Source organism: Sphingopyxis sp. GW821-FHT02C12 (genome assembly GCF_059421785.1).
The window spans coordinates 313,538-335,008 of record NZ_JBWKVQ010000002.1; the positions used below are offsets into that span (position 1 = coordinate 313,538).

Sequence of the window (21,471 nt, forward strand, 5' to 3'; positions counted from 1 at the left end):
CTGATTCGTTTACCCTCACCCTTCCGGCGCTTCGCGCCTCCCTCCCTCTCCCGCCGGGAGAGGGAGGGGGCCCGCCGGCAAAGCCGGTGGGAAGGGTGAGGGTAGTTCGACTCATAGCCTATGATTTCTGCCAAACTTTACGCATAATTCGTCCCTTCCCACAACATTCACACACGAGAGAGTGAATATTGACTCATCCGTGAAGTCTCGGCATAAACGTCCCGACGCCGACACCCGATCGGCGCATGCTGGGAGAGATATGATGAGGGCAATTTTCTTGGCGTCCGTGTGCGCGGGCGCGCTGTTCACCGTTCCGACCATCGCCGTGGCGCAGGATGCCGGGGGCACCGCCCCGCAGGCCGAGGAGCCGGATGGCGACGACGGGTCGATCATCGTCACCGCCACACGCCGCGCCGAACGCATCCAGGACGTGCCGCTCAGCATCTCGGCCTATTCGCAGGAAGAGCTGACCGAAAAGGGCATCGTCGGTTATGAGGGCATCGGGCGCGAGACGCCGGGCGTCGTGCTCAACAAGCCGACCGCGAACTTCAACAATTTCACCGCACGCGGCATCGCGACCAACGGCTATAACGCCAACCTGCAGAGCTCGGTCGCCATCTATATCGACGAACTGCCGGTCTCGACGATCGGTAACACCACTGTCGTCGATCCCAATCTGTTCGACGTCGAGCGCGTCGAATTCCTGCGCGGGCCGCAGGGGACGTTGTTCGGATCGGGTTCGCTGTCGGGCGCGATGCGCATCCTGCAGAAAAGCCCCGACCTCAATGATTTCGACACCGCCGCGCTCGTCGATCTCGGGCTGACCGGCTCGGACAGCGTCCGCCAGCGTTATAATGCGATGGTCAATGTGCCGCTGGTCGAAGACAAGCTGGCGCTGCGCGTCGTCGGTTTTTACCGCGACGAGGAAGGCTATCTCGACAATGTCGGGACGGGCGTCCACAATTCGAATACGCTGATCGATTATGGCGGGCGCGCGACCCTGCTGTGGAAACCGACCGACCGGTTGTCGATCAAGCTGCTCGGCAGCTACGAATATAGCAACCCCAAGGACAGTTCGCTGACCAGCCCGTCGCTGGGGCGCAACAAGCGCGTTTCGGACGAACCCGATCGTTTCACCGGCAAGCAGCTGATTGCGAACGCGACGATCGACTATGAGTTCGATTTCGCCAAACTCACCAGTTCGTCGACATATTCGGATTTCGAGCAGCGTTTCTACGTCGACCTCGCCGGCACCTTTCAACCCGGCTCGTTCCCGGGGGCGCCGATTGCCTTCGGCCTCGACGCCGATGGCTATGACAAGGTGTTCGTGCAGGAAACGCGCCTCGCCTCGACGCTCGACGGCCCGTTCCAGTTCGTGGTCGGCGGCTTCTATCTCGATCGCCGCCGCGACGTCGATTATTTCTACCGCTCGAGCTTGGCCTTCCTGGCAGAACGCAACTACACTGGGTTGCCCGACAAATATTATCAGAAGCAATATACGCATTCGCTCAGCAAGGAACTCGCGGGCTTTGGCGAGCTGACCTATCGCTTCTCGGACAAGTTCTGGCTCACCGGTGGCATGCGGTACGGTGAGACGTCGGCGCAGGGCTTTACGAAGGCGGGCGGTTATCTCTCCACCGCCGCAGGCTTTGGCTATTTCGATTACGCCCTGCTTGGGTTCCGGAACATAAACTTTACGCAAACGCCTTTTGCAGCCGTGACCGGACTCAAAGCGAAAGGATCCAAGCCGTCATGGAAAGCCAGCGCGACCTTCAAGCCGAGCGACACGCTGACCACATATGCCACCATCTCTACCGGTTTTCGGGCGCCAATTGTTAACGCCTTCGCAAATCGCCCGCCGCCGGCGACAAGCCCCAACGACATCACCATTCCCTTTGGTGCGACGTCCGACAGCCTCAATAGCTATGAAGTCGGCGCCAAAGGGCGCTGGCTCGGCGGGCGGGTGAGCATCAACGCGGCCTTCTATCTGATCGACTGGACGAACATCCAGGCGCAGGCGAACCGCGTGTCGGACTCGGTGCAGTTCGCGACCAACATCGGCGCGGCTCAGAGCAAGGGTTTCGAGTTCGAGGTCGCGGTGATCCCCGTGACCGGCTGGTCGATCGGTTTCAATGGCGCCTATAACGATAGCAAGATCACCAGGCTGTCGCCTGCCGAGGCGGCGATTTCGGGCGCGGTGCTCGGGCACCGGCTGTCGGCGCCGCGGATTCAGGGATCGGCCTATATGTCGTATAATTTCAAGATCGGGTCCGACGTCGATGCGTTGCTGGCGGTCAATGCGCAGCATATCGGGTCGTACAACAGCAGCTTCCCGAACACCCCGGGCGCGCCGAACGTGCCGCTCGCGACCTTCGGCAAGACCGATGCTTACAGCAACGTCAACCTCAGCCTCGGGCTGAAGAAGGGCGATATCTCGGCGCAGCTATATGTCGAGAACGTCTTCGACGATCATTCGATCACCTACATCCATCCCGAGGCCTTCCTGAACAGCCGCTTCGGCACGATGCGGCCGCGCACCTTCGGCATTCGTCTCGGCTACAGTCTCTAAGCCGTGGCGGTCGCCGATCTCTCGCCCTCCGCCGCGCCTGGTGCGCGGCCGAGCGGCAAGCCCGGGTTCGTCTTGGGGATGCTCTGCTTCGTCTATGTGCTGAACTTCCTCGACCGCCAGCTGCTGTCGATCCTCGCCAAGCCGATCCAGGATGCGCTCCAGATCAGCGACGGCCAGCTCGGGCTGATCAGCGGTCTCTATTTCGCGATGTTCTATTGCTTCATCGCGATCCCGGTCGGCTGGTTCGCCGACCGGACGAGCCGCGTCGGGGTGCTGTCGCTCGCCTGCGCGGTGTGGAGCGGTGCGACCGTCGCGTGCGGGATGGCGGCCAATTATACCCAGCTCGCGATCGCGCGGATGGTCGTGGGCTTTGGCGAGGCAGGGGGCGTGCCGCCCTCCTATGCGATCATCACCGATACCTATCCGCCGGGCAAGCGCGCGGCGGCGCTGGGCATCTTCAACCTTGGCCCGGCGATCGGCGCCGCGGCGGGGGTGGCGTTCGGCGCGGCGATCGCTGAGCATTTCGGCTGGCGTATCCCCTTCATCGCGGTCGGCGTCATCGGCATCGTCACCGCGCTGGTCGTGTGGCTGACAGTGCGCGAGCCGAAGCGCGGGGCGACCGATGTTGCGGCGCCGGTTTCGAGTTCGCCTGCGGACGAGAAGGCGGAGTTCTGGCCGACGGTGCGCATGTTCCTGTCGCACCCGATCCTGATGCTCGCGGCGCTCGGCAGCGGCGCGACGCAGTTCGTGACTTATGGCCTCGGCAATTTCGCGGTGCTGTTCCTGATGCGCGAAAAGGGCATGGAACTGGGCGACGTCGCGATCTGGTACGCGCTGGTGCTGCTGGTCGGCATGGGCGGCGGGATGATCGTGTCGGGGCGGGTGATCGACCGCATGGTGCGGAAATCGCGCGCCGGCTATGCGATCGCTCCGGCGCTGTCGCTGGTCGTCGCGATGCCCTTCTATATCGGCTTCGTCTGGGCACCGGGCTGGCCGTTGGCGCTCGCGCTGCTCAGCGTCGTGATGGTCTTCAACTATTTCTATCTCTCGGCATCGGTCGCGCTGGTGCAGGAGGAAGTGAAGCCGAACCAGCGCGTGCTGGCGGGCGCGCTGCTGCTCCTCATCATGAACTTCATCGGGCTGGGACTCGGGCCGACATGGGTCGGTTTCGCAAGCGACTGGTTCAAGGCGCAGGGCGACGCGCACGGGCTGCAGACCGCGCTCTACACGCTGACGCCCTTCTATCTGGTCGCCATCGCTCTCTTTCTCTGGCTCGCACGGCGGCTGCGCCGCGAGGAGGCTTCGGCATGAAAAAGACAACTACGCTGCTCGCCGCCGCGATGCTGGTGGCGACGCCCGCCATCGCCGCCGCGCCGGTGGTCGACGCCCCCGCCGGATCGGTCGAGGGCAAGGCGGTGGGCAAGGTCCGGATATTCAAGGGCATTCCCTTCGCCCAGGCGCCGGTCGGCCCGCTGCGCTGGAAGCCGCCGGTCGCGCTGCCCGCGTGGCAGGGGGTGCGCAAGGCGCAGAGCTTCGGCGCCGCCTGCATCCAGCCGCGCCCGACCGCGATCGGCATCTATACCAACCCGCCTGCCAAGGCCTCTGAAGACTGTCTGACGCTCAACATCTGGGCGCCCGAGGCGGCCAAGGACGCGCCGGTGATCGTGTGGATCCACGGCGGCGCGCTGACCAACGGCTACAGCCATGAGGCGATGTACGATGGCGCCAAGCTTGCCGCGCGCGGCGCGATTATCGTGTCGATCAACTATCGGCTCGGCGCGCTCGGCTATATGGCGCACCCCGAACTCAGCAAGGAATCGCCCGACGGGGTGTCGGGCAATTACGGGCTGCTCGACCAGATCGCGGCGCTCGAATGGGTGAAGGCCAATATCGGCGCCTTTGGCGGCGACGCGAACAATGTCACGATCGCGGGCGAGTCCGCGGGCGCGCTCAGCGTGATGTATCTGATGACCGCGCCCAAAGCGCGCGGCCTCTTTCACAAGGCCATCGCGCAGAGCGCCTATATGATCTCTACCCCGTCGCTCCGCGAGGCGCGTCACGGCGAGATTCCCGCCGAGGCGATGGGCACCAAGGTCGCCGCCGCGCTCGGCGCCGCCGACCTCGCGGCGCTGCGCGCGATGGACCCGGTCGCCTTGACCGAGGGCGCGGCGAAGGCGGGCTATTTTCCCTGGGGCACCGTCGACGGCAAGGTCTTGCCGCGCCAACTCGTCGACAGCTTCGATCGCGGTGAACAGGCGCCGGTGCCGATGATCGCGGGGTCCAACATCGGCGAGATCCGCTCGCTGCGCATGCTCGCGCCGCCGCCGCCTGCGAGCGCGGCCGCCTATGAGATCGCGATCCGTGAACGGTATGGCGATCTCGCCGATGCGTGGCTGAAGCTTTATCCCGCCAGGAATCTGAACGAAGCGGTGATCGCGACGACCCGCGATGCGCTCTATGGCTGGACGTCCGAGCGGCTCGCGGTCAAGCAGAGTGCGCTCGGCCAGAACGCCTATCTCTATTTGTTCGACCATGGTTATCCGGCGACCAGCGAGGCCGGGCTGCACGGTTTCCACGCCGCCGAAATCCCCTTCGTCTTCGGCACCGCGACCGACACGCCGCCCTATTGGCCAAAAATCCCCGACACCGTCACCGAGCGCCGCTTCGCCGCCGCGATGGGCGATTATTGGGTGTCGTTCGCGCGTACTGGCAAGCCCGAGGCGGCGGGGCAGGCGGTCTGGCGGCCCTATGGCCAGGACGCCGCCTTCCTTGCCTTCGCCGACATCCCGCGCCCCGGCGCGCGGCTGATGCCCGGCATGTATGCGCTGCACGAGGCGGCAATGTGCCGCCGCCGCGCCGCGGGCAATGTGCCGTGGAACTGGAACACCGGCATATTGTCGCCGGTGCTCGCGAAGGGCGCCGATTGTCCATGATCGACGGGAGCATGCAGGATTATCCGCTGACGCTGAACCGCTTCCTCGACCATGCCGCGCGCTGGCATGGCGACGCCGAGGTGGTGAGCGCGCGCGACGACAGCAGCGTGACGCGCGTTACTTACGCCGCGCTCCGCGACCGCAGTCTGGCGATCTCGTCGCTGCTTGCCGGTTTCGGAATCGGGCAGGGCGACCGGGTCGCGACGCTCGCGTGGAACAGCCAGGCGCATGTCGAACTCTGGTATGCGGTGATGGGCATGGGCGCGGTGTGCCATACGCTCAACCCGCGCCTCACCGGGCCGCAACTCGCGTCGATGGCGGTGCAGTCGGGCGCGAAGATCCTCGTCGCGAGCGCCGACCTGTTGCCGCTGGCGAAGCTGATCGCCGAGCGCGCGCCGGCGATCGAGCGGATATTGCTGATCGACGGCACGGCGGGGGAGGGCGCCTTTGTCGGCGTATCGGTTGTCGCGCTCGAACCCCTGATCGCCGATGCGCCGGGCGGAGCCGTCTGGGGCGATTTCCCCGAAACCGCGCCCGCGGGCCTCTGCTTCACCTCGGGCACCACCGGCGCGCCGAAGGGCGTGACCTATACCCATCGCGGCAGCTTCCTGCATACGCTGCGCAGCCTGCAGGCCGACGTCATGGCCTTCACCAGCCGCGACGCGGTGCTCGCGGTGGTGCCGATGTTCCACGCCAACGCCTGGGGTCTGCCCTTTGCGCTGCCCGCGGTCGGTGGCAAGCTGGTGCTGCCAGGCCGCATGGCCGATGGCGCCAGCCTCGCGCGGCTGATCGCCGCCGAAGGCGTGACGATCGGGGTTGGGGTGCCGACGGTGTGGCTCGGGCTGGTCGAACATCTCGAGGTCGTGGGCGGCGAATTGTCGTCGCTCAAACGCCTGATCGTCGGCGGCGCCCCGATGGCGCCGGCATTGATGGAGCGGCTCGAAAAGCGGCTCGGCGTGACGGTGCAGACGAGCTGGGGCATGACCGAATTGTCCCCGCTTGGCGTCATCGCGCCACCCGATGATCCCGGTCGCAGCGCGGCGGTGTCGGGACGGCCGGCGATCGGCGTCGACCTGCGGCTGACCGACGCAGGCGGCATCCCGCTGACCGAGCAGCGCGGCGGCGAGGGGCATCTCTATGTTTGCGGTGCGTCGGTGGTCGACCGCTATTTCGGCGAGGAGGCGCCCGCGACCGATGCCGAGGGCTGGTTCCCGACCGGCGACCTCGCGCGGATCGACGCGCGCGGAAATTTGATCATCACCGGCCGCGCCAAGGATCTGATCAAGTCGGGCGGCGAATGGATCAACCCCGCCGAGATCGAGGCGGTGGTCGGCGCGCTGCCGCAGGTGTCGCTGGCGGCCGTCATTGGCCGGCAGGACGCCAAATGGGGCGAGCGCCCGGTGCTGCTGGTCGAAATGCGCGGCGGCGAGGAGATCGACGATGCGGCGCTGCTCGCGCCGCTGGCGGGACGCGTCGCACCCTGGTGGATCCCCGATGCGGTGGTGCGGCTCGCCGCCATGCCGCTGGCGCCGACCGGAAAAATCGATAAGATTCGCTTGCGGAACGAGCATGGAGCGGGTTGAGCGGACTGCGGCGCGGGGCGCCGGGGAACAGGGATCGGAAGTGGTGCCAGTGGCAGACGAGCCAAAAACGCGTCGGCGGTCGACCAAGGCCGAACAGCGCGCCGAAACGATCGAGCAGATGCTCGACGAGGCCGAATATCTTTTCTCGAAGCACGGTCTGCACGGCGTCACGCTGAAGGACGTCGCCAAGCGCGTCGGGGTCCACCACACGCTGCTCAACTATTATTTCGCGGACAAGAAGAGCCTGTTCGACGCGGTCTTCGCGCGCCGTGCGGTGGTGACCAGCGAGCGGCGGATGAAGGCGCTCGACGATTATGAGAAACTGGCGGGCGACAAACCGACCGTCGAAGGCGCGCTTCATGCCTTTCTCGACACCGACCTCGACCTCTATATCCATGGCGGCGAGGGCTGGAAAAATTACGGCGCGCTCGGCGCGCTCGTCGCCAACACCCCCGAATGGGGTGCCGATTTGATGGACAGCCATTTCGACCCGGTGGTGCTGCGGCTGATCGCCCTGCTCAAGAAGGCGCTGCCCGATTGCGCCGAGCGCGACATCTTTTGGGGCTATCATTTCGTCACCGGCGCGCTGATGGTCACGCTGGCGCGGACCGGTCGCATCGACAAATTGTCGGGCGGCGTGTGCAAGTCCGAGGATTTCGAAGCGATCAAGGCGCGCATGGCCTCGTTCATGGCCGCGGGCTTCCTGCAGATCTGCAACAAGACGGCCTAGGCGGGGCGGGAGTTGCGCAGCGCGTAGCGTCCCCGAAGCTCCGCTGGGGATAACATTAACTAACTAGAGAGTGAATTAAGGAGTTCTCAGGATGACGACATCGGGTTCGGAATTGCCGCTCGGCGGCCGCGTGGCGATCGTGACCGGCGCGGGTGGCGGACTCGGCCGCGCGCACGCGCTGTATCTGGCGAGCCAGGGCGCCGCCGTCGTCGTCAATGATCTTGCGATCGAACCGGCGAAGGCGGTGGTGCGCGAAATCGAGCAGGGCGGCGGCACCGCGCTCGCGGTCGCGGCCTCGGTCACCGACGAAGCGGCGGTCGAGGCGATGGTGCGGCAGGTGCTCGACCAATGGGGCCGCATCGACATATTGATCAACAACGCCGGCATCCTGCGCGACAAGAGCTTCGCCAAGATGAGCCTCGACGATTTCCGCACCGTGATCGACGTCCATCTGATCGGCGCCGCGATCTGCTGCAAGGCGGTGTGGGAGGTGATGCGCGCGCAGCAGCATGGCCGCATCGTCATGACCACCTCATCGTCGGGGCTGTGGGGCAATTTCGGCCAGGCCAATTATGGCGCCGCGAAGATGGCGCTTGTCGGGCTGATGCAGACGCTGGCGATCGAGGGCGAGAAATATGGCATCCGCGTCAACGCGCTGGCGCCGACCGCGGCGACCCAGATGACCGAAGGCGTGCTGTCGGACGCGAGCCTCGCTGCGCTCGACCCGGCGCTGGTCAGCCCGGCGCTGCTGCCGCTCGTCGCCGACGATGCGCCGACCCGTATGATCCTGTGTGCCGGGGCAGGACATTTCGCCGCGGCCGAGGTCACGCTGTCGCAGGGGCTCCATATCGGCGGCGGGACCGATGCGGGACAGCGGCTGATCGCCGAACTGCCGCGCGTGACCGACCGCGACGGTGCGATCGTGCCCGCTTACGGCTTCACCCAGGCCGAACGCGAAGTCGCGAGTGCCGACGCGGCGATGGCGGGGGCCAGCTAAGCGCGCGGCCAACCTGTCATACAGCTGTTGCCAAGAGCTGTCTGACAGGTTTAAACGACGCATGGGAGAACAGCCATGACGTCGAAGCATGTGGTGATCGTTTCGCAGGACATGACGAGTTTTGTCGGGTCGGGGGGCTGCGATCGCCGCCACTTGCCGTCCGACGCGCTGCTGCTCGGTTTTGGCGGGGTGCAGGAACCGGTGGTCAGCACGCTCGGTCTCGCCGAACTCGATGCTGTCGCCGACGATCATCTGCTGATCTTCGCGGTGTCGCGCGCCGCGTGCCGCCGCCTGTTCGGCGACCTGCCCGATCCCGCCGCGCGCTGGTATCTGCCGTCGGATCTGCGCGGGCTCGGCCAGTCGATCGTCGCGCCCGACAGCGATCCGCGCGCCGCCGACACGCTGCGCCTCGCGCGCTCGCTCGAACTGCTCTGCCAGTTTTTCGCCGCGCTCGCCGCAGGGCGCATGGTGCCGGTCGATGGCCAGCCGAGCCTGTGCGAAAGCGACATCGCGCGCATCGCCGCGGCGCGGCGGATCGTCGACGAACGTTGGCACGAAAAACTGACCATTGACGATATCGCGAAGAGCTGCGGCCTCAACCGCGACAAGCTGACGCGCGGCTTTCGCGAACTCTATCGCTGCACCGTCGCCGAGGCGCTGAGCGAACGGCGGCTGCGCCAGGCGCGGCAGATGCTCGCGGCAAGCGACCTGCCGGTGGCGAGCATCGGCTATCGCTGCGGCTATCTCAACAACGCCAGCTTCACCCGCGCCTTTTCGCGCCGGTTCGGCATGGCGCCGACCGCGATGCGCCGTATCGGCGTCGCGGCATGAGCCGCGTCGCCGCGATCGATGCGACCGCGAGCCGATCGCTCGTCGAGCGCGCGATGGAGATGGTGCGCGATCATATCCGCACCCACGACCTGAAAGTCGGCGACAGCTTGCCGGGCGAGGGGAGCTTCGCCGCGCAAATGGGGGTCAGCCGCCCGGTGATGCGCGAGGCGTTCGGGGCGCTCGCGGCGCTCCGCCTCGTCGATGTCGGCAACGGCCGCCGCCCGCGCGTCGGCGCGATCGACGGGTCGCCGATGGCGGCATCGCTGGGCCATGCGATCAACACCGCGCAGGTCAGCCTCGCCGACGTCTGGGACGTGCGCCGCACGCTCGAACTGCGCACCGCCGAACTCGCCGCGCTCAACCGCAGCGACGATCAGGCGCGCGCGATATCGGCCGCCGCACACCGCCTTGCGGTCGATCGGGACGAGGGCGCGCGCACCGCCGCCGATACCGAATTCCATCAGGTGATCGCCGCCGCGAGCGGCAATCCGCTGTTCTACCAGATCATCTGTTCGTTCGAGGAAATGATGGCGCGCGCCGTCCCGCGCGCCTGGCAGGAGCGTGCGCTGCCCGAAGAGCGCGCCGAATCGCTGACCCTCCACCACGAGGTCGCCGATGCGATCGCGGCGCGCGAGCCGGCGCGGGCGCGGGCCGCGATGGAGCGGCATTTCGCCAATTCGGTCGGCGAGCGGCTGCGCGACGCCCGATGACGACGACCGCACCCGCGCCGGCCGGCCGTTTCGCCGGGGTCGAACTGGGCGGGACGAAGGTCGTCGTGACCCTCGCCGACGGGCTCGACATCGTCGACCAGCGCAGCCTTGCGACCACGAGCCCCGACGAAACGCTGAGCGCCGCGGTCGATATCGCCGCCGCATGGGACCGGCAGGCGCCGATCGCGGCGATCGGGATCGCCAGTTTCGGCCCCGTCCGCGTCGACCCTGCCGCGCCCGACTATGGCACGATCCTCGACACCCCGAAGCCCGGCTGGACCGGTGCGCGCGTCGTCGCCCCTTTCGCCTCGCGTTTCGCCTGTCCGGTGGCGCTCGATACCGACGTCAACGGCGCCGGGATCGCCGAGGCCGAGTTCGGCGCCGGGCGCGGCTGCAGGACGATCGTCTATCTGACCATCGGCACCGGCGTCGGCGGCGGGGTGATCGTGAACGGTCAGCCGGTGACCGGGCGCCTTCACCCCGAAATCGGGCATATGTCGCTGCGCCGCGCCGCGGGCGATGGTTTCGTCGGCGCCTGTCACTTCCACCGCGATTGCGTCGAGGGGCTGCTGAGCGGGCCGGCGCTACGCGCGCGCTTCGGGCGCGATCCCGCGACCGTCGATCCGGCCGATCCGGGTTGGGCGGCGGTCGCGTCCGACCTCGCCGAACTCCTTGCCGTGCTGATGCTCGCCCTGTCGCCAGACCGCATCATCGTCGGCGGCAGCGTCGCCCTCGGCCAGCCTGATGTGGTGGCGCGCGCCGCGATCCTCGCCGCCGAAAGACTGGTGATCTATATCGCCGATTATGACCTTACGGCATTGTCGTGTATCGTCGCTCCGCCGGCGCTGAAGCAGGATGCCGGGCCGCTTGGCGCGATTTTGCTCGCCGTCCGGGCGGCGCAACGCGGGACACCCGGTGTCACAACGGGCTTGCGTTCGGTCGCCCTTCGTGATTCAGCGGGGCATAGATAAAAATCGGGTCGGCTTCCGCCGATGAGCACAACAGCGAGCGGAGACTAGAATGAAGCGATTTGACATCTTGTCGAAACAGGACGGCGGCATCGCCGGGCCGCCGGTGCGGTCGCCGCATGCGCGCGCCACAGCGTTAACACCTAGTTAGCCAGCTTGCTTTCGACTCGAGATGTACTATTCCCGACCCGTGCAAGGCGATCCTGACAATTACATCAGCCTGCTGTCTGCCGCGCAAATCGAAACGCTGCGGCATGTTTTCGAGCATAAAAATTCCAAGGAGATCGCGCGGCTGATGAACGTGTCGCCGCACACGGTCGACGAACGCGTGCGAAGGTCTCTAAAAAAACTCAACGTTTCCAACAGGGTGGAGGCCGCAACGATATTGGCTCGTAACGGTGTCTTCGAAGATGTTACCCCTTATCAGCCTTTGACATATCAACCGGTTAACCTTTCCGATTCCCTGCCCGCCGACGAAGGCGACCCGGGGCACGGGTCGTTTCGGCAGATCTTCAATATCGGTTTGCCGTTTCCGACCAAGTCCCAGCCGATCAATCGGCATGGGTTGTTGGAAAGGATTATCTGGCCGATCTTGATCGCATTCGTGACGATTTTGGCCTTCTCCGCTCTCTACTCGATCCTTGTCGGACTTGGTCGGTTGACCTGACGTTCGAGCCGAATGCTGCGGGGGGGAACCGGTAGCATTCTTTTTTCAAGGACCAAGAAATGCTGAACCAAAGACTCTCCGGCGCGAAAAAAATCGCTTCCGAATTGCACCAGGCCGAAGACGCCATCGACGAGGTGATGATCCGCATCGCCAACCTCGCCGCGACCCTGCCCACCGTGCGCCGCGACACCAACATGTCGGCGATCGTCGGTCAGGAAGCGATGTCGAAAGTCGCGCACGCCCTGGCCGCCGCCGGCGACGTCCGCCAGCTGCTCACCGACGCGCATCTCGCGCTGACCGTGACGCAGAAAGAGGTCGGTCTCGGCACCCGCATGTTCGGCGCCGGAGTAAAGCCCGCCAGCGCGTCGCTCGACGAGGGCAGCAACGATCTGGTTCGCGCCGACGTCGTGGAAATGCCGCTGGCCAAGGCTTCGTAATCACTACGGAAGGTTGACGAAAGCCACATGTGGGCCGTTGCGATTTATTACAGCGTTTTGTTGATCACGGTGGCCGTCGCGATGAAGCGCGGCGGTCCCCTGGAACGCTGGGCGGCTTACACCGCGCTGATCGCATCGGTCTGCTCCACATTGGTGTCACCCGTTCCGGAATGGACAAATATCGAAATCAATATCTTCGTCATAGACCTCATCGTCTTGATAAGTTTCTGGTACATCGCCTTCAAAACAGAGCGTTTCTGGCCCTATTGGATCGCCGGTTGGCAGCTCATCGCGATTTTCGGGCATATCCAGAAGCTGATGTTTTCGGAGATATTGGCGCGTCCCTATTCGCTGCTTTCGATATATATATCCTATCCGATCCTGCTCGTGATCATGTACGCGGCGGGATCGACGGAACAGAGGGGTGACGTGAGGGCGACCGCATAGCGGGCGCCCCGGGGGTCCCAATCCATGCAGCAATTTTCGAATGTTGAAATTGCGGAAATCAAATCGCGGATCGACCAGATCCAGGAAATGCTCGGCAGCGGTGCTGGCGGGCAGGTCCCGGTCGTGTCGCAGCCCGACCGGATCGACGCGCCGGTTCCGGGCCTGATCGAGCAACTCAACTTCAGTCTTCAGATGCGCCGCACGCGCAAGTCGCATTTCGGCAGCAACCAGCTGACCGGGCCGACCTGGGACATGCTGCTCGACCTGATGCTGGCCAAGACCAATGACCGCGAACTCAGCGCCAGCGATCTCGCGACCGGCGCCGGAGTGCCGCTGTCGTCGGGGCTGCGCATGATCGCGCTGCTCGAACAGCTCGATCTCGCCGAACGTTTCATCGACGAACGCGACCGCCGCCGCTCGATCGTGCGGCTCACCGACAATGGCGTCGACAGCATGACGCGCTATTTCGAAAAAATGGGCCATGCGTGGAACAGCCGTCGCCGGCTCGCAATGTAGTCCCCTCCGGCCGGGATGCGGCGGCTGGCCCCCCCGGTCGCCGCGCCCGGTCATCCTATTCGGTGATATCGCGCAACATCCGGTCGATCTTGGCCATCGCGCCTGCCTTGATCTGGCACACGCGGGCCGCGCTGACATCGAGCGTCAGCCCGATTTCCTGCAGATTGAGTTCCTCGAAAAAATAGAGCTGCAGCACCAATTGCTCGCGCTCGGGTAGCCGGGCGATACACTCGCCCAGCGCTTCGAGCAGATCGTCCTGTTCGCACCGGTCGTCGGCCCCGTCGCTGTCGTCGGCGAGCAGGAAGCTGCCTTCGTCCAGCATCGCGTCGAGTGAGGTCGACCGCCCGTGCGTCGCGCTGCGTTCGAGTGCGAAATATTCCTCCGCCGACATTTCGAACGCCGCCGCCATTTCGGCGGTCGTCGGCGCGCGCATCAGATTCTGTTCGAGCGCCGCGCGGACGCTGCCGATGCGCTTGCTGGCGACCATCGCCGATCGCCCGACGTCGGCCTCGCGACGCAGTTGGTCGATCATCGCGCCGCGGATGCGCGTCGAGGCGTAGGTGGCAAAGGCGAAACCGCGTTCTTCATAGTGGCGGCTCGCCTCGATCAGCGCGATCAGCCCGGTCTGGACGAGGTCGTCGAGGTCGCTCGTCCGCGACAGGCGCGAGAACACCTGCCAGGCGATCTTGCGCACCAGCGGCGCATATTCGTCGATCAGGTCCTCGGCGCTGGTGCCATAGCCCTGCGGCGATGCGGCGCGCGCCGCCGCGCCGGCGAATTGCTCGGCAGGCTCAATTCTCATGATGATGGTCCTTCATCTGCTCGGCGCTTTCGTCGGCTAGCCGCGGCACATCGGCACCGATCGTCGCAACGATCTCGGTCGCCTTGCTGGCGGGAATTTCGAGGTAGGAAATGACCGCGACGTCGGGGAACGTCGCGCGGACGAGCCGCGACAGCGCGGGGCGGCAGATCGGCGACGCGACCAGCGCGAAGCTGCGCGTCGACAACAGCAGCGGTTCGACCGCCTCGCCGATCTGTCCGACGATCTTCATCGCCATGCCATGTTCGAACGGCCATTCGGCGCCCGGATTGGCGCGCACCGCCTGGTTGAGCAGCATCTCGATCTCGGGTGTGAAGGTCACGACGGGCAGCGGCATGCGGCTCGGCACGATCGTCTGGACGATCAGCGCGCCGATGCGCTGGCGCACCGCCTCGACCAGGTCGCTTTCGCCAAGCTGCTGGCCAGAAAAGGCGACCATCGCCTCGGCGATCTTGCGGAAATCGCGCAAGGGGATGCGCTCGATCAGCAGCGCCTTGCACAGGCTGGCGATGCGCGGCAGAGCATAGCCCGCCGGGGTCAGGCTCGCCGCGAGCTGCGGATATTGGGCCTTGAGATTGTCGATCAGCGCCTGTGCATCGTCGATACCGAACAGGTCGGACGACGCGGCGACGATGCTGTTGTTGAGGTGGGTTGCGACAACGGTCGCCGGATCGACGACGGTATAGCCGGCCGCGATCGCGTCGTTCTGGCTGCTGCGCGGGATCCACAAGGCGTCGAGGCCGAAGGTCGGGTCCTTGCACGGCCGTCCGGTGACTTTGGTGACGAGGTCGCCCGAGTCGAGCGCGAGCATTTCATTGGGGAAGACCTCGTCCTCGCCGACGATCACCCCCGCGACCGAGATGCGATAGACGTTGCCGGGCAGCGACAGGTCGTCGCTGACCTTCACCGCGGGGACGACAAAGCCGAGTTCTTTCGACAGCTGGCGTCGGATGCCGGTGATCCGGCCCATCAACGGCGCGCCCTTGCGTTCGTCGACGAGGGCGACGAGGGCATAGCCGATCTCGAGCTGGCACGGGCTCGAATCGCTGACGTCGGACCATTCGATCAGGTGCGGGTCGGGCGCGGGCAGCGCCGGTTCGGGAGTTGCGGCGACCGCGGCGGCGGCCTTGCGCAACTGCCATCCCATGCCGAGCGACAGCGCCGCGGCAGGCAGGATCAGCATCTGCGGCATCGCCGGGACCATTCCGAGAATGAACAGGATGCCGCCGACCGCGAACCAGACATGCGGCGAGGCGAACTGGCTGCCGATCTGGTCGCTCAGGTTGAGCGGCGAGGTGACGCGGGTGACGATCGACGCGGCGGCGATCGACAGCAGCAGCGCCGGGATCTGCGCGACGAGGGCGTCGCCGATCGCGAGAGTGACATAGGTGCTCCCTGCTTCGGAGAAGCTGAGGCCGTGGCTGAACACGCCGAGGATCAGGCCACCGACGATATTCACGAACAGGATCAGCAGGCCGGCGACCGCGTCGCCCTTCACGAATTTCGACGCACCGTCCATCGAGCCATAGAAATCGGCTTCGGTCGCCACTTCGAGGCGCCGCGCCTTGGCTTCGTCGGGGGTGAGCAGCCCGGCGTTGAGGTCGGCGTCGATCGCCATCTGTTTGCCGGGCAAAGCGTCGAGGGTGAAGCGCGCCGACACTTCGGACACGCGCCCCGCGCCCTTGGTGATGACGACCATGTTGATGATCATCAGCACGACGAAGACGAACAGCCCGACGACATAGTCGCCGCCGATCAGCACCTGGCCGAAGGCTTCGATGACATGACCCGCGGCGTGCGTGCCCTCGTGGCCATGGACGAGCACGACGCGCGTCGAGGCGACGTTGAGCGCGAGGCGAAAGAGGGTGGTGAGCAGCAACACCGTCGGAAAGGCCGAGAAATCGAGCGGCTTGGCGGCCGACAGCGCGACCATCAGAACCGCGAGGCTGACCATGATGTTGGCGACGAAGCTGATGTCGAGGATCAGCGGCGATACCGGGATCACCATCAGCGCGACGAGGATCAGCATCCCCGCCGGCAGCGCGGCGGCGCCGGCGAAACGACCGGCGTCGCGGGCGTTGAAGCTCAGGTTCATGCGCCGCCTCCGAGCGAGGCGAGGCGTTGATAGGCCTGGGCCGCGAAGCCCATCGAGAGTTTCTTGGGCATTGGTTGAATATCCATCATCGAAAGCGGCGGACGCCCGGCCTGGGTGCCGCTCATGCTCGCCATCTGCATCCGCCAGCCGGGGGCTGGGGCAGTGCCGCCGGGGAAGGCGCCGGGGGTGAAGCCGGGCTCGCCGCCGGCATCGAGCTTGGCGCGGAAGCGTTCGCGAATGTCGCCGAGGCTGCGCATGCTGCCGTCGGCGGCGTAGAAGATCGATCGGTTGGCGGCCGCGGCCTCGGGCAGCATCGTCGCGCCCGCCTGGTCGGGGTCGGCCGCCCACGCCGACAGGAATTTCACCGCGCCGCCGCTCCCCAGGAAATGGGCGAGGTACAGGTCGACGGGCTCGGCGGTGCGGCCGGTCCGGCTTTCGACATAGGCGCGATTGTCGGAGGTGAAGGCGGCGGCCATCGCGGCCGAAGCGGCGGGGTCGTCGCGCAGGTCGAAGATCTGCTGGCGCAGGGTGGGGTCGGTGACGGTGAGCCGCCCCGAAGCGTCGCGGCCGATCGCGTTGGCGGCCCAGCCGAGGCCATGGTCGGCGCCGTGGCGGTCGAGCGTCGCGAGCCAGGTCGATTTGGTGAACTGGTACAGTCCGCGCGCCGACGAGGTCGAGGCCTTCGCGGTCGGGTTGAACCCGCTTTCCACGCGCGCGACATCGACCAGATAGTCGAAATCGACCCCGGTACGGCCCGACGCGTCCTGCACCGCCGCCATCACGGGGGAGGCGGCGCTGCTGGCGGCACTGTTGTTGATCGTCGTCATGGCTGTTGGTTCCGCTGCATTCAGCAGACCAAAAGCAATCATCGTGCCATTCTTCGGAAATGGCGTAGTTGTCTTGGTTAATTAATAGCTTAGCGCGATGCCCTGCGGCCCGGTGCCGCGGACCTGGTGGTTTCTGTCAATCCTCTGACGCGTCCAGTCCTTGAGGACATTGACCCGGATCGCGGCGGCCTCCAGCTTGCGCAGCACCATGTCGATCAGCATCCGCGCATGGTCTTCGCGGCCCGGCGGAACCTTCGCGCTGCGGAACAGGATCACCGCGGTGGCGAGCGCTTCGGTCGCCGCGATGATCGCGCCGGCGTCGTGCCCGTCGAGCGCCGCGACCAGCGTGTCGAGCTGGGCCTGCACCTCTTCCATCTGCATCATCATGCGTCGGCGCCGCGTCCGTGGAACTGCATCATCGCGCGCGCGGTGGCGGCGGGGTCGAGGACATAGCTGCCCCCGGCGATGGCGCCGCGGATCGCCGCAACGCGCGCGCCGTCGATCGGTGCGGGCTGGCTGGCGATATCGGCGGCGAGGCTGATCAGGCTGGCGACCGGTACCGGTTCGCTCGCGGCCCTGGGCTGCGCGGGCGTCGGTGCGGGTTCGGCGGTGGCGCCGGCGATCTTGCGCACGGCGCCGATGCGCACGACGTTGCCGACCTGCAGCCCGATTTTGCCGTCTCCCGTCATGTGCGCCTCCTTTCCTCGGGTCCGTCAGAAAAACGACGGGCCTGTTCGAAGGGACTTAACGGACGCGAAATCGGGCGATTAAGCGCGATCGGTCAAAAAAACCAAAGAAAAGGCCCGGCGGCGTCGGGAAACCGACAACCACCGGGCCCAGGGCAAGGCTCGGGACCTTGATCAGGAAGGGTCAGTCGACCAGGCGCGCGCGGCCGGGGCCGGTGACGACGGCGCTCAGCGCGCTCTTCGTGTCGCTGCCGCGCAGCGCGATCAGGTCGCCGACGCGGCCGTCCTGCGTCGCGGTGGCGGCATAGCTGATCGAGAAGCTTTCGGTATCGATGGTGACGCGGACATTGTCGCCGCGGCGCACCACCGGCGCGGCGGCGGCGGGCTTGGCGACGAAGCCGCCCGCGGCGCTGGCCCCGGCGGGGGCGGTCATCGGCACGCGCAGCCGCCAGCCGAGCGACGGGCAACGGACGGCGAGCGTCGAGCTGTCGACGGCGGTCACCGATGCCTGTTCGGGGCAGCGCGCGAGCTTGATGCGGCGGTCGATCGGGGTCGCGGTGCGGCCCATGGCACTGGCCACCATCGCGGTGAGCACGTCGATCGTCTGCCAGTCCTCGCTGGTGGTCTGGCCCGGCGCTTCGGCAGGGATCGCCATGGCCAACGCGCCGATGGCAAGGAAAAGATTGCGGTTCATGACCCATCTCCTTTGGTCCAAAATGGTCGCTCGCCTGATTGCAGGATGCGTGCCAGTCGCGCTTTGCCGCGGCTTTCGGGGCGGCCCGCCGCACGGCCGTCAAAAATCTGACCCTCGCGCCGACAGCTCGCACAACTGACGGTTCCGGGGCCTGAAAAATGGCGGAAATCCGGCAATAGTCCACGTTTGGCACGCCGATTGCATTATGCCTTGGTGTTTTTCGCGCGTCTGCGCCGGCCGGTGCCGGAGCGGACCACCGAAAGAAGGATTGTGTACGATGGCATCAGAGAAGCTCTTCGGCATCCACGCCAATGCGCTGCAGCTCCGCAGCCAGCGGATGATGCTGCTCGCGTCGAACATCGCCAACGCCGCGACGCCCAATTACAAGGCGCGCGACCTCGACTTTTCGAAAGCGCTCGACCTCGCGCAGCAGGGCGGCTCGATGGAAGGGGCGATCGAATATCGCATTCCCGTCCAGTCGTCGCTCGACGGCAACACCGTCGAAATGGCGACCGAGCAGACCGCCTTCGCCGAAAACGCGCTCGCCTATCGTTCGAGCCTCTCCTTCCTCTCGGGTCGCGTCAACACGCTGACCCGCGCGCTGAAGGGCGAATGACGATGAACGGCAATTTCTCGGTCTTCGACATCAGCGGCCGCGCGATGTCGGCGCAGCTGATCCGGCTCAACACCACGGCGTCGAACCTCGCCAATGCGGGCACGACCGCCGGCAGCGAAGCCGGCGCCTATCGCTCGATGAAGCCGGTGTTCCGCACCGTCATGGACGAAGGCGGCCGCGCGACGGTCGCGGTCGACCAGGTCACGCAGACGAAAATGGCGCCGTCGAAACGGCACGATCCAAACAACCCGCTGGCCGATGCCGACGGCAATGTCTGGGACGCCGCGGTCGATAGCGCCGCCGAGCTGGTCGAGATGGTCGAGACCGCCCGCCAGTATCAGAACAACGTCCAGGTCCTCGAAACCGCCAAGGGCCTGATCAACGAAACCCTGCGGATGGGACAGTAAGATGGCCGTGAACAGCGTCACCAACACCAGCAATGTCGTGCTCCAGCCGAAGGGCAGCGCGAACCAGATGGGGCAGAGCGATTTCCTGCGCCTGATGACCGCGCAGCTGAGCCAGCAGGACCCGTTCAACCCAGTCGATAACCAGCAGATGGTCGCGCAGATGGCGCAATTCTCCAGCCTCGCGGGGATCACCGAGACGAACACGACGCTTCAGACGATTTCCGACCAGCTCACGGCACAGACCCAGCTGCTCAAGGACATCAAGGCCTCGACCCCGGCGCCGGCCACCACCACCGACACCACCAGCACGCAGTAAGGAACCGATCCCATGTCTTTCTACACCTCGCTTTCGGGCCTCAAGGGCGCCCAGACCGAAATGTCGGTCGTTTCGAACAACATCGCCAACGCCGGTTCGATCGGCTTCAAGCGCAGCAAGGCGCAGTTCGGCGATATCTTCGCCGCCTCGCCGAACCAGTCGACCAAGACCGTCGCGGGGCAGGGCACGCGCCTGACCGGCATCACCCAGCAGTTCACCCAAGGGTCGTATGAATCGAGCGAAAAGACGTTCGACATGGCGATCATCGGCGACGGCATGTTCGTCGTGAAGGGCGAACCGCCGCGCAACCAGGTCACCTACACCCGCAACGGCTCCTTCTCGCCGCTCGAGGATGGCCGCGTCGTCGACTCGACCGGCGCGACGCTGCAGCTGCTGCCCGTCGATGCCGACGGCAATGTCACCAGCCGCACCCTTGCCTCGACGACCGACTTCGTCGTGCCGCAGCACGCCGCCGGCAATCCCGACGCCGCGCTCGTCAACGTGTCGATCGGCCAGGACGGCCTCGCCACCGCGACCTTCGCCGATGGCTCGAACCAGACGCTCGGCAAGATCGCCATGGCGACCTTCCCCGCGACCGAGGGCCTGCGCCCCGTCGGCGATGCGCATTGGCAGGCGACCGGCGAGAGCGGCCAGCCGACGATCGATGCGGCGACCAACGGCCCGATGGGCACGATCCAGTCGGGCGCGCTCGAACGCTCGAACGTCGATATCACCGAGGAACTGGTGATGCTGATCGCGGCGCAGCGCAATTTCCAGGCGAATGCCAAGGCGATCGAGGGCGCGTCCGCGCTGACCCAGACGATCATCGGCCTCCGCTGATAGCTCGCGATTAGCCGCCTGCCAGGAGCAACCCCATGGACCGCGTCATCTATACCAGCCTCACCGCGATGCGGGGCAGCATGGCCCGGCAGACGGCGATCGCCAACAACCTCGCCAACGCCCAAACCCCCGGCTTTCGCGCCGACATGGCCGAAGCGCAGTCGCTGTGGCTGCACGGCAGCGGTGCGGGCGGACGCGCCATGGCGTCCGAGGAAGTCGTCGGCGCCGATATGCGCGCCGGCACGATCACCGCGACCGGCCGCGACCTCGATATCGCGATGGCCGGCGACGCGATGCTCGTCGTCCAGGCGCCGAATGGCGAGGAGGGCTATACCCGCCGCGGTGACCTTCAGGTTTCGCCCAGCGGACTGCTCACCACCGGCGACGGTCATCCGGTGCAGGGTTCGCAAGGACCCGTCACCATCCCGCCCGCGGATTCGATCAAGATCGACCAAGAAGGGCGCGTCTTTGTCGTGCCCGCCGGCGGCGATCCTGAAAATCCGCAGGAGGTCGATCGGCTGCGCCTCGCGACCCCGACGGGGTCGGACATCGTCAAGGGGCTCGACAATCTGTTCCGCGTCAAGGGTGGCGGCATCCTGCCCGACGATCCCGAAGCGCGCGTTATCACCCGCTCGATCGAGGGCTCGAACGTCACCGCGACGGTCGCCCTCGTCGACATGATCGAGGCCAGCAAGGCCTGGGATTCGCAACTCAAGCTCATCAGTGACGCGCGCGACATGGACAGCGCGACCGCGAACCTGATGGCGCTGCCCCGTTAAGGA

General features: G+C 66.0%; 24 protein-coding genes. 18 read left to right on the plus strand and 6 right to left on the minus strand.

Features of this window, described 5'->3' with window-relative positions; all coding sequences use genetic code 11:
* Positions 1-262 precede the first annotated feature (262 nt).
* From AC07U1_RS16680 to AC07U1_RS16740, 13 genes are all read left to right on the plus strand, one after another.
* A complete protein-coding gene (locus tag AC07U1_RS16680; RefSeq protein WP_495197752.1) occupies positions 263-2,569 on the plus strand; it encodes a TonB-dependent receptor in 2,307 nt (768 codons plus the stop codon).
* 3 nt (positions 2,570-2,572) lie between these two features.
* Positions 2,573-3,880, plus strand: a complete 1,308-nt coding sequence (locus AC07U1_RS16685; protein WP_495178242.1) for a spinster family MFS transporter — start codon at positions 2,573-2,575, stop codon at positions 3,878-3,880.
* Positions 3,877-5,502, plus strand: a complete 1,626-nt coding sequence (locus AC07U1_RS16690; RefSeq protein ID WP_495178241.1) for a carboxylesterase/lipase family protein — start codon at positions 3,877-3,879, stop codon at positions 5,500-5,502. Before AC07U1_RS16685 ends, AC07U1_RS16690 begins: the two co-directional genes overlap by 4 nt.
* Positions 5,499-7,085 (plus strand): AMP-binding protein, encoded by a 1,587-nt coding sequence (locus tag AC07U1_RS16695; protein WP_495178240.1) that lies wholly within the window; start codon positions 5,499-5,501, stop codon positions 7,083-7,085. Before AC07U1_RS16690 ends, AC07U1_RS16695 begins: the two co-directional genes overlap by 4 nt.
* A gap of 43 nt (positions 7,086-7,128) precedes the next feature.
* Positions 7,129-7,815 (plus strand): TetR/AcrR family transcriptional regulator, encoded by a 687-nt coding sequence (locus AC07U1_RS16700; RefSeq protein ID WP_495197753.1) that lies wholly within the window; start codon positions 7,129-7,131, stop codon positions 7,813-7,815.
* A 91-nt stretch (positions 7,816-7,906) separates the two neighbouring features.
* Entirely contained in the window at positions 7,907-8,812 is a 906-nt protein-coding gene (locus tag AC07U1_RS16705) for an SDR family NAD(P)-dependent oxidoreductase (RefSeq protein WP_495178238.1), read from the plus strand.
* A gap of 75 nt (positions 8,813-8,887) precedes the next feature.
* Positions 8,888-9,643: a helix-turn-helix transcriptional regulator gene (locus tag AC07U1_RS16710; protein WP_156377742.1), complete on the plus strand. Its 756-nt coding sequence runs from the start codon at positions 8,888-8,890 to the stop codon at positions 9,641-9,643.
* On the plus strand, positions 9,640-10,353 hold the full coding sequence (locus AC07U1_RS16715) for a FadR/GntR family transcriptional regulator (RefSeq protein ID WP_495178237.1): 714 nt from the start codon (positions 9,640-9,642) through the stop codon (positions 10,351-10,353). Before AC07U1_RS16710 ends, AC07U1_RS16715 begins: the two co-directional genes overlap by 4 nt.
* Entirely contained in the window at positions 10,350-11,324 is a 975-nt protein-coding gene (locus AC07U1_RS16720; protein WP_495178236.1) for an ROK family protein, read from the plus strand. The genes AC07U1_RS16715 and AC07U1_RS16720 overlap by 4 nt, the downstream gene beginning before the upstream one ends.
* A gap of 169 nt (positions 11,325-11,493) precedes the next feature.
* Positions 11,494-11,988 carry a response regulator transcription factor gene (locus tag AC07U1_RS16725; RefSeq protein ID WP_056349365.1) on the plus strand — a complete coding sequence of 165 codons (495 nt, stop codon included), beginning with the start codon at positions 11,494-11,496 and terminating at the stop codon, positions 11,986-11,988.
* 59 nt (positions 11,989-12,047) lie between these two features.
* Complete coding sequence (locus AC07U1_RS16730; RefSeq protein ID WP_056349369.1) at positions 12,048-12,425, plus strand: hypothetical protein; 378 nt, start codon at positions 12,048-12,050, stop codon at positions 12,423-12,425.
* A 27-nt stretch (positions 12,426-12,452) separates the two neighbouring features.
* Complete coding sequence (locus AC07U1_RS16735) at positions 12,453-12,872, plus strand: hypothetical protein (protein WP_056349371.1); 420 nt, start codon at positions 12,453-12,455, stop codon at positions 12,870-12,872.
* Positions 12,873-12,896: 24 nt separating this feature from the next.
* Positions 12,897-13,388: a winged helix DNA-binding protein gene (locus tag AC07U1_RS16740; protein ID WP_187139375.1), complete on the plus strand. Its 492-nt coding sequence runs from the start codon at positions 12,897-12,899 to the stop codon at positions 13,386-13,388.
* A gap of 55 nt (positions 13,389-13,443) precedes the next feature.
* Here AC07U1_RS16740 and AC07U1_RS16745 read toward each other — a convergent pair whose 3' ends face one another.
* The 6 genes from AC07U1_RS16745 to AC07U1_RS16770 form a co-directional block, all read right to left on the minus strand.
* Positions 13,444-14,190 carry a sigma-70 family RNA polymerase sigma factor gene (locus AC07U1_RS16745; protein WP_187139376.1) on the minus strand — a complete coding sequence of 249 codons (747 nt, stop codon included), beginning with the start codon at positions 14,188-14,190 and terminating at the stop codon, positions 13,444-13,446.
* Positions 14,180-16,303 (minus strand): flagellar biosynthesis protein FlhA, encoded by a 2,124-nt coding sequence (gene flhA / locus AC07U1_RS16750; protein WP_495178235.1) that lies wholly within the window; start codon positions 16,301-16,303, stop codon positions 14,180-14,182. Before flhA ends, AC07U1_RS16745 begins: the two co-directional genes overlap by 11 nt.
* Complete coding sequence (locus tag AC07U1_RS16755; RefSeq protein WP_495178234.1) at positions 16,300-17,130, minus strand: transglycosylase SLT domain-containing protein; 831 nt, start codon at positions 17,128-17,130, stop codon at positions 16,300-16,302. The genes flhA and AC07U1_RS16755 overlap by 4 nt, the downstream gene beginning before the upstream one ends.
* An 81-nt stretch (positions 17,131-17,211) precedes the next feature.
* Positions 17,212-17,517 carry a hypothetical protein gene (locus tag AC07U1_RS16760; protein WP_187139378.1) on the minus strand — a complete coding sequence of 102 codons (306 nt, stop codon included), beginning with the start codon at positions 17,515-17,517 and terminating at the stop codon, positions 17,212-17,214.
* A complete protein-coding gene (gene flgM / locus AC07U1_RS16765) occupies positions 17,514-17,819 on the minus strand; it encodes a flagellar biosynthesis anti-sigma factor FlgM (protein WP_495178233.1) in 306 nt (101 codons plus the stop codon). The genes AC07U1_RS16760 and flgM overlap by 4 nt, the downstream gene beginning before the upstream one ends.
* Positions 17,820-18,000: 181 nt before the next feature.
* A complete protein-coding gene (locus tag AC07U1_RS16770) occupies positions 18,001-18,510 on the minus strand; it encodes a flagella basal body P-ring formation protein FlgA (protein ID WP_495178232.1) in 510 nt (169 codons plus the stop codon).
* A gap of 277 nt (positions 18,511-18,787) precedes the next feature.
* On the opposite strand from AC07U1_RS16770, the gene AC07U1_RS16775 reads away from it, so the two are divergent.
* From AC07U1_RS16775 to AC07U1_RS16795, 5 genes are read left to right on the plus strand one after another with little or no spacing between them, the layout of a single operon-like run.
* A complete protein-coding gene (locus AC07U1_RS16775; protein ID WP_056349402.1) occupies positions 18,788-19,126 on the plus strand; it encodes a flagellar basal body rod protein FlgB in 339 nt (112 codons plus the stop codon).
* A complete protein-coding gene (gene flgC / locus AC07U1_RS16780; RefSeq protein WP_056349404.1) occupies positions 19,123-19,533 on the plus strand; it encodes a flagellar basal body rod protein FlgC in 411 nt (136 codons plus the stop codon). The genes AC07U1_RS16775 and flgC overlap by 4 nt, the downstream gene beginning before the upstream one ends.
* A gap of 1 nt (position 19,534) precedes the next feature.
* Complete coding sequence (locus AC07U1_RS16785) at positions 19,535-19,849, plus strand: flagellar hook assembly protein FlgD (RefSeq protein ID WP_495178231.1); 315 nt, start codon at positions 19,535-19,537, stop codon at positions 19,847-19,849.
* Between the two features lie 12 nt (positions 19,850-19,861).
* The gene (locus tag AC07U1_RS16790) at positions 19,862-20,689 is read left to right on the plus strand and encodes a flagellar hook-basal body complex protein (protein WP_056349411.1); all 828 of its coding nucleotides are present in this window, start codon (positions 19,862-19,864) and stop codon (positions 20,687-20,689) included.
* Positions 20,690-20,724: 35 nt separating this feature from the next.
* Positions 20,725-21,468 (plus strand): flagellar basal body rod protein FlgF, encoded by a 744-nt coding sequence (locus AC07U1_RS16795; protein ID WP_492740143.1) that lies wholly within the window; start codon positions 20,725-20,727, stop codon positions 21,466-21,468.
* The last annotated feature ends 3 nt before the right edge of the window (positions 21,469-21,471 follow it).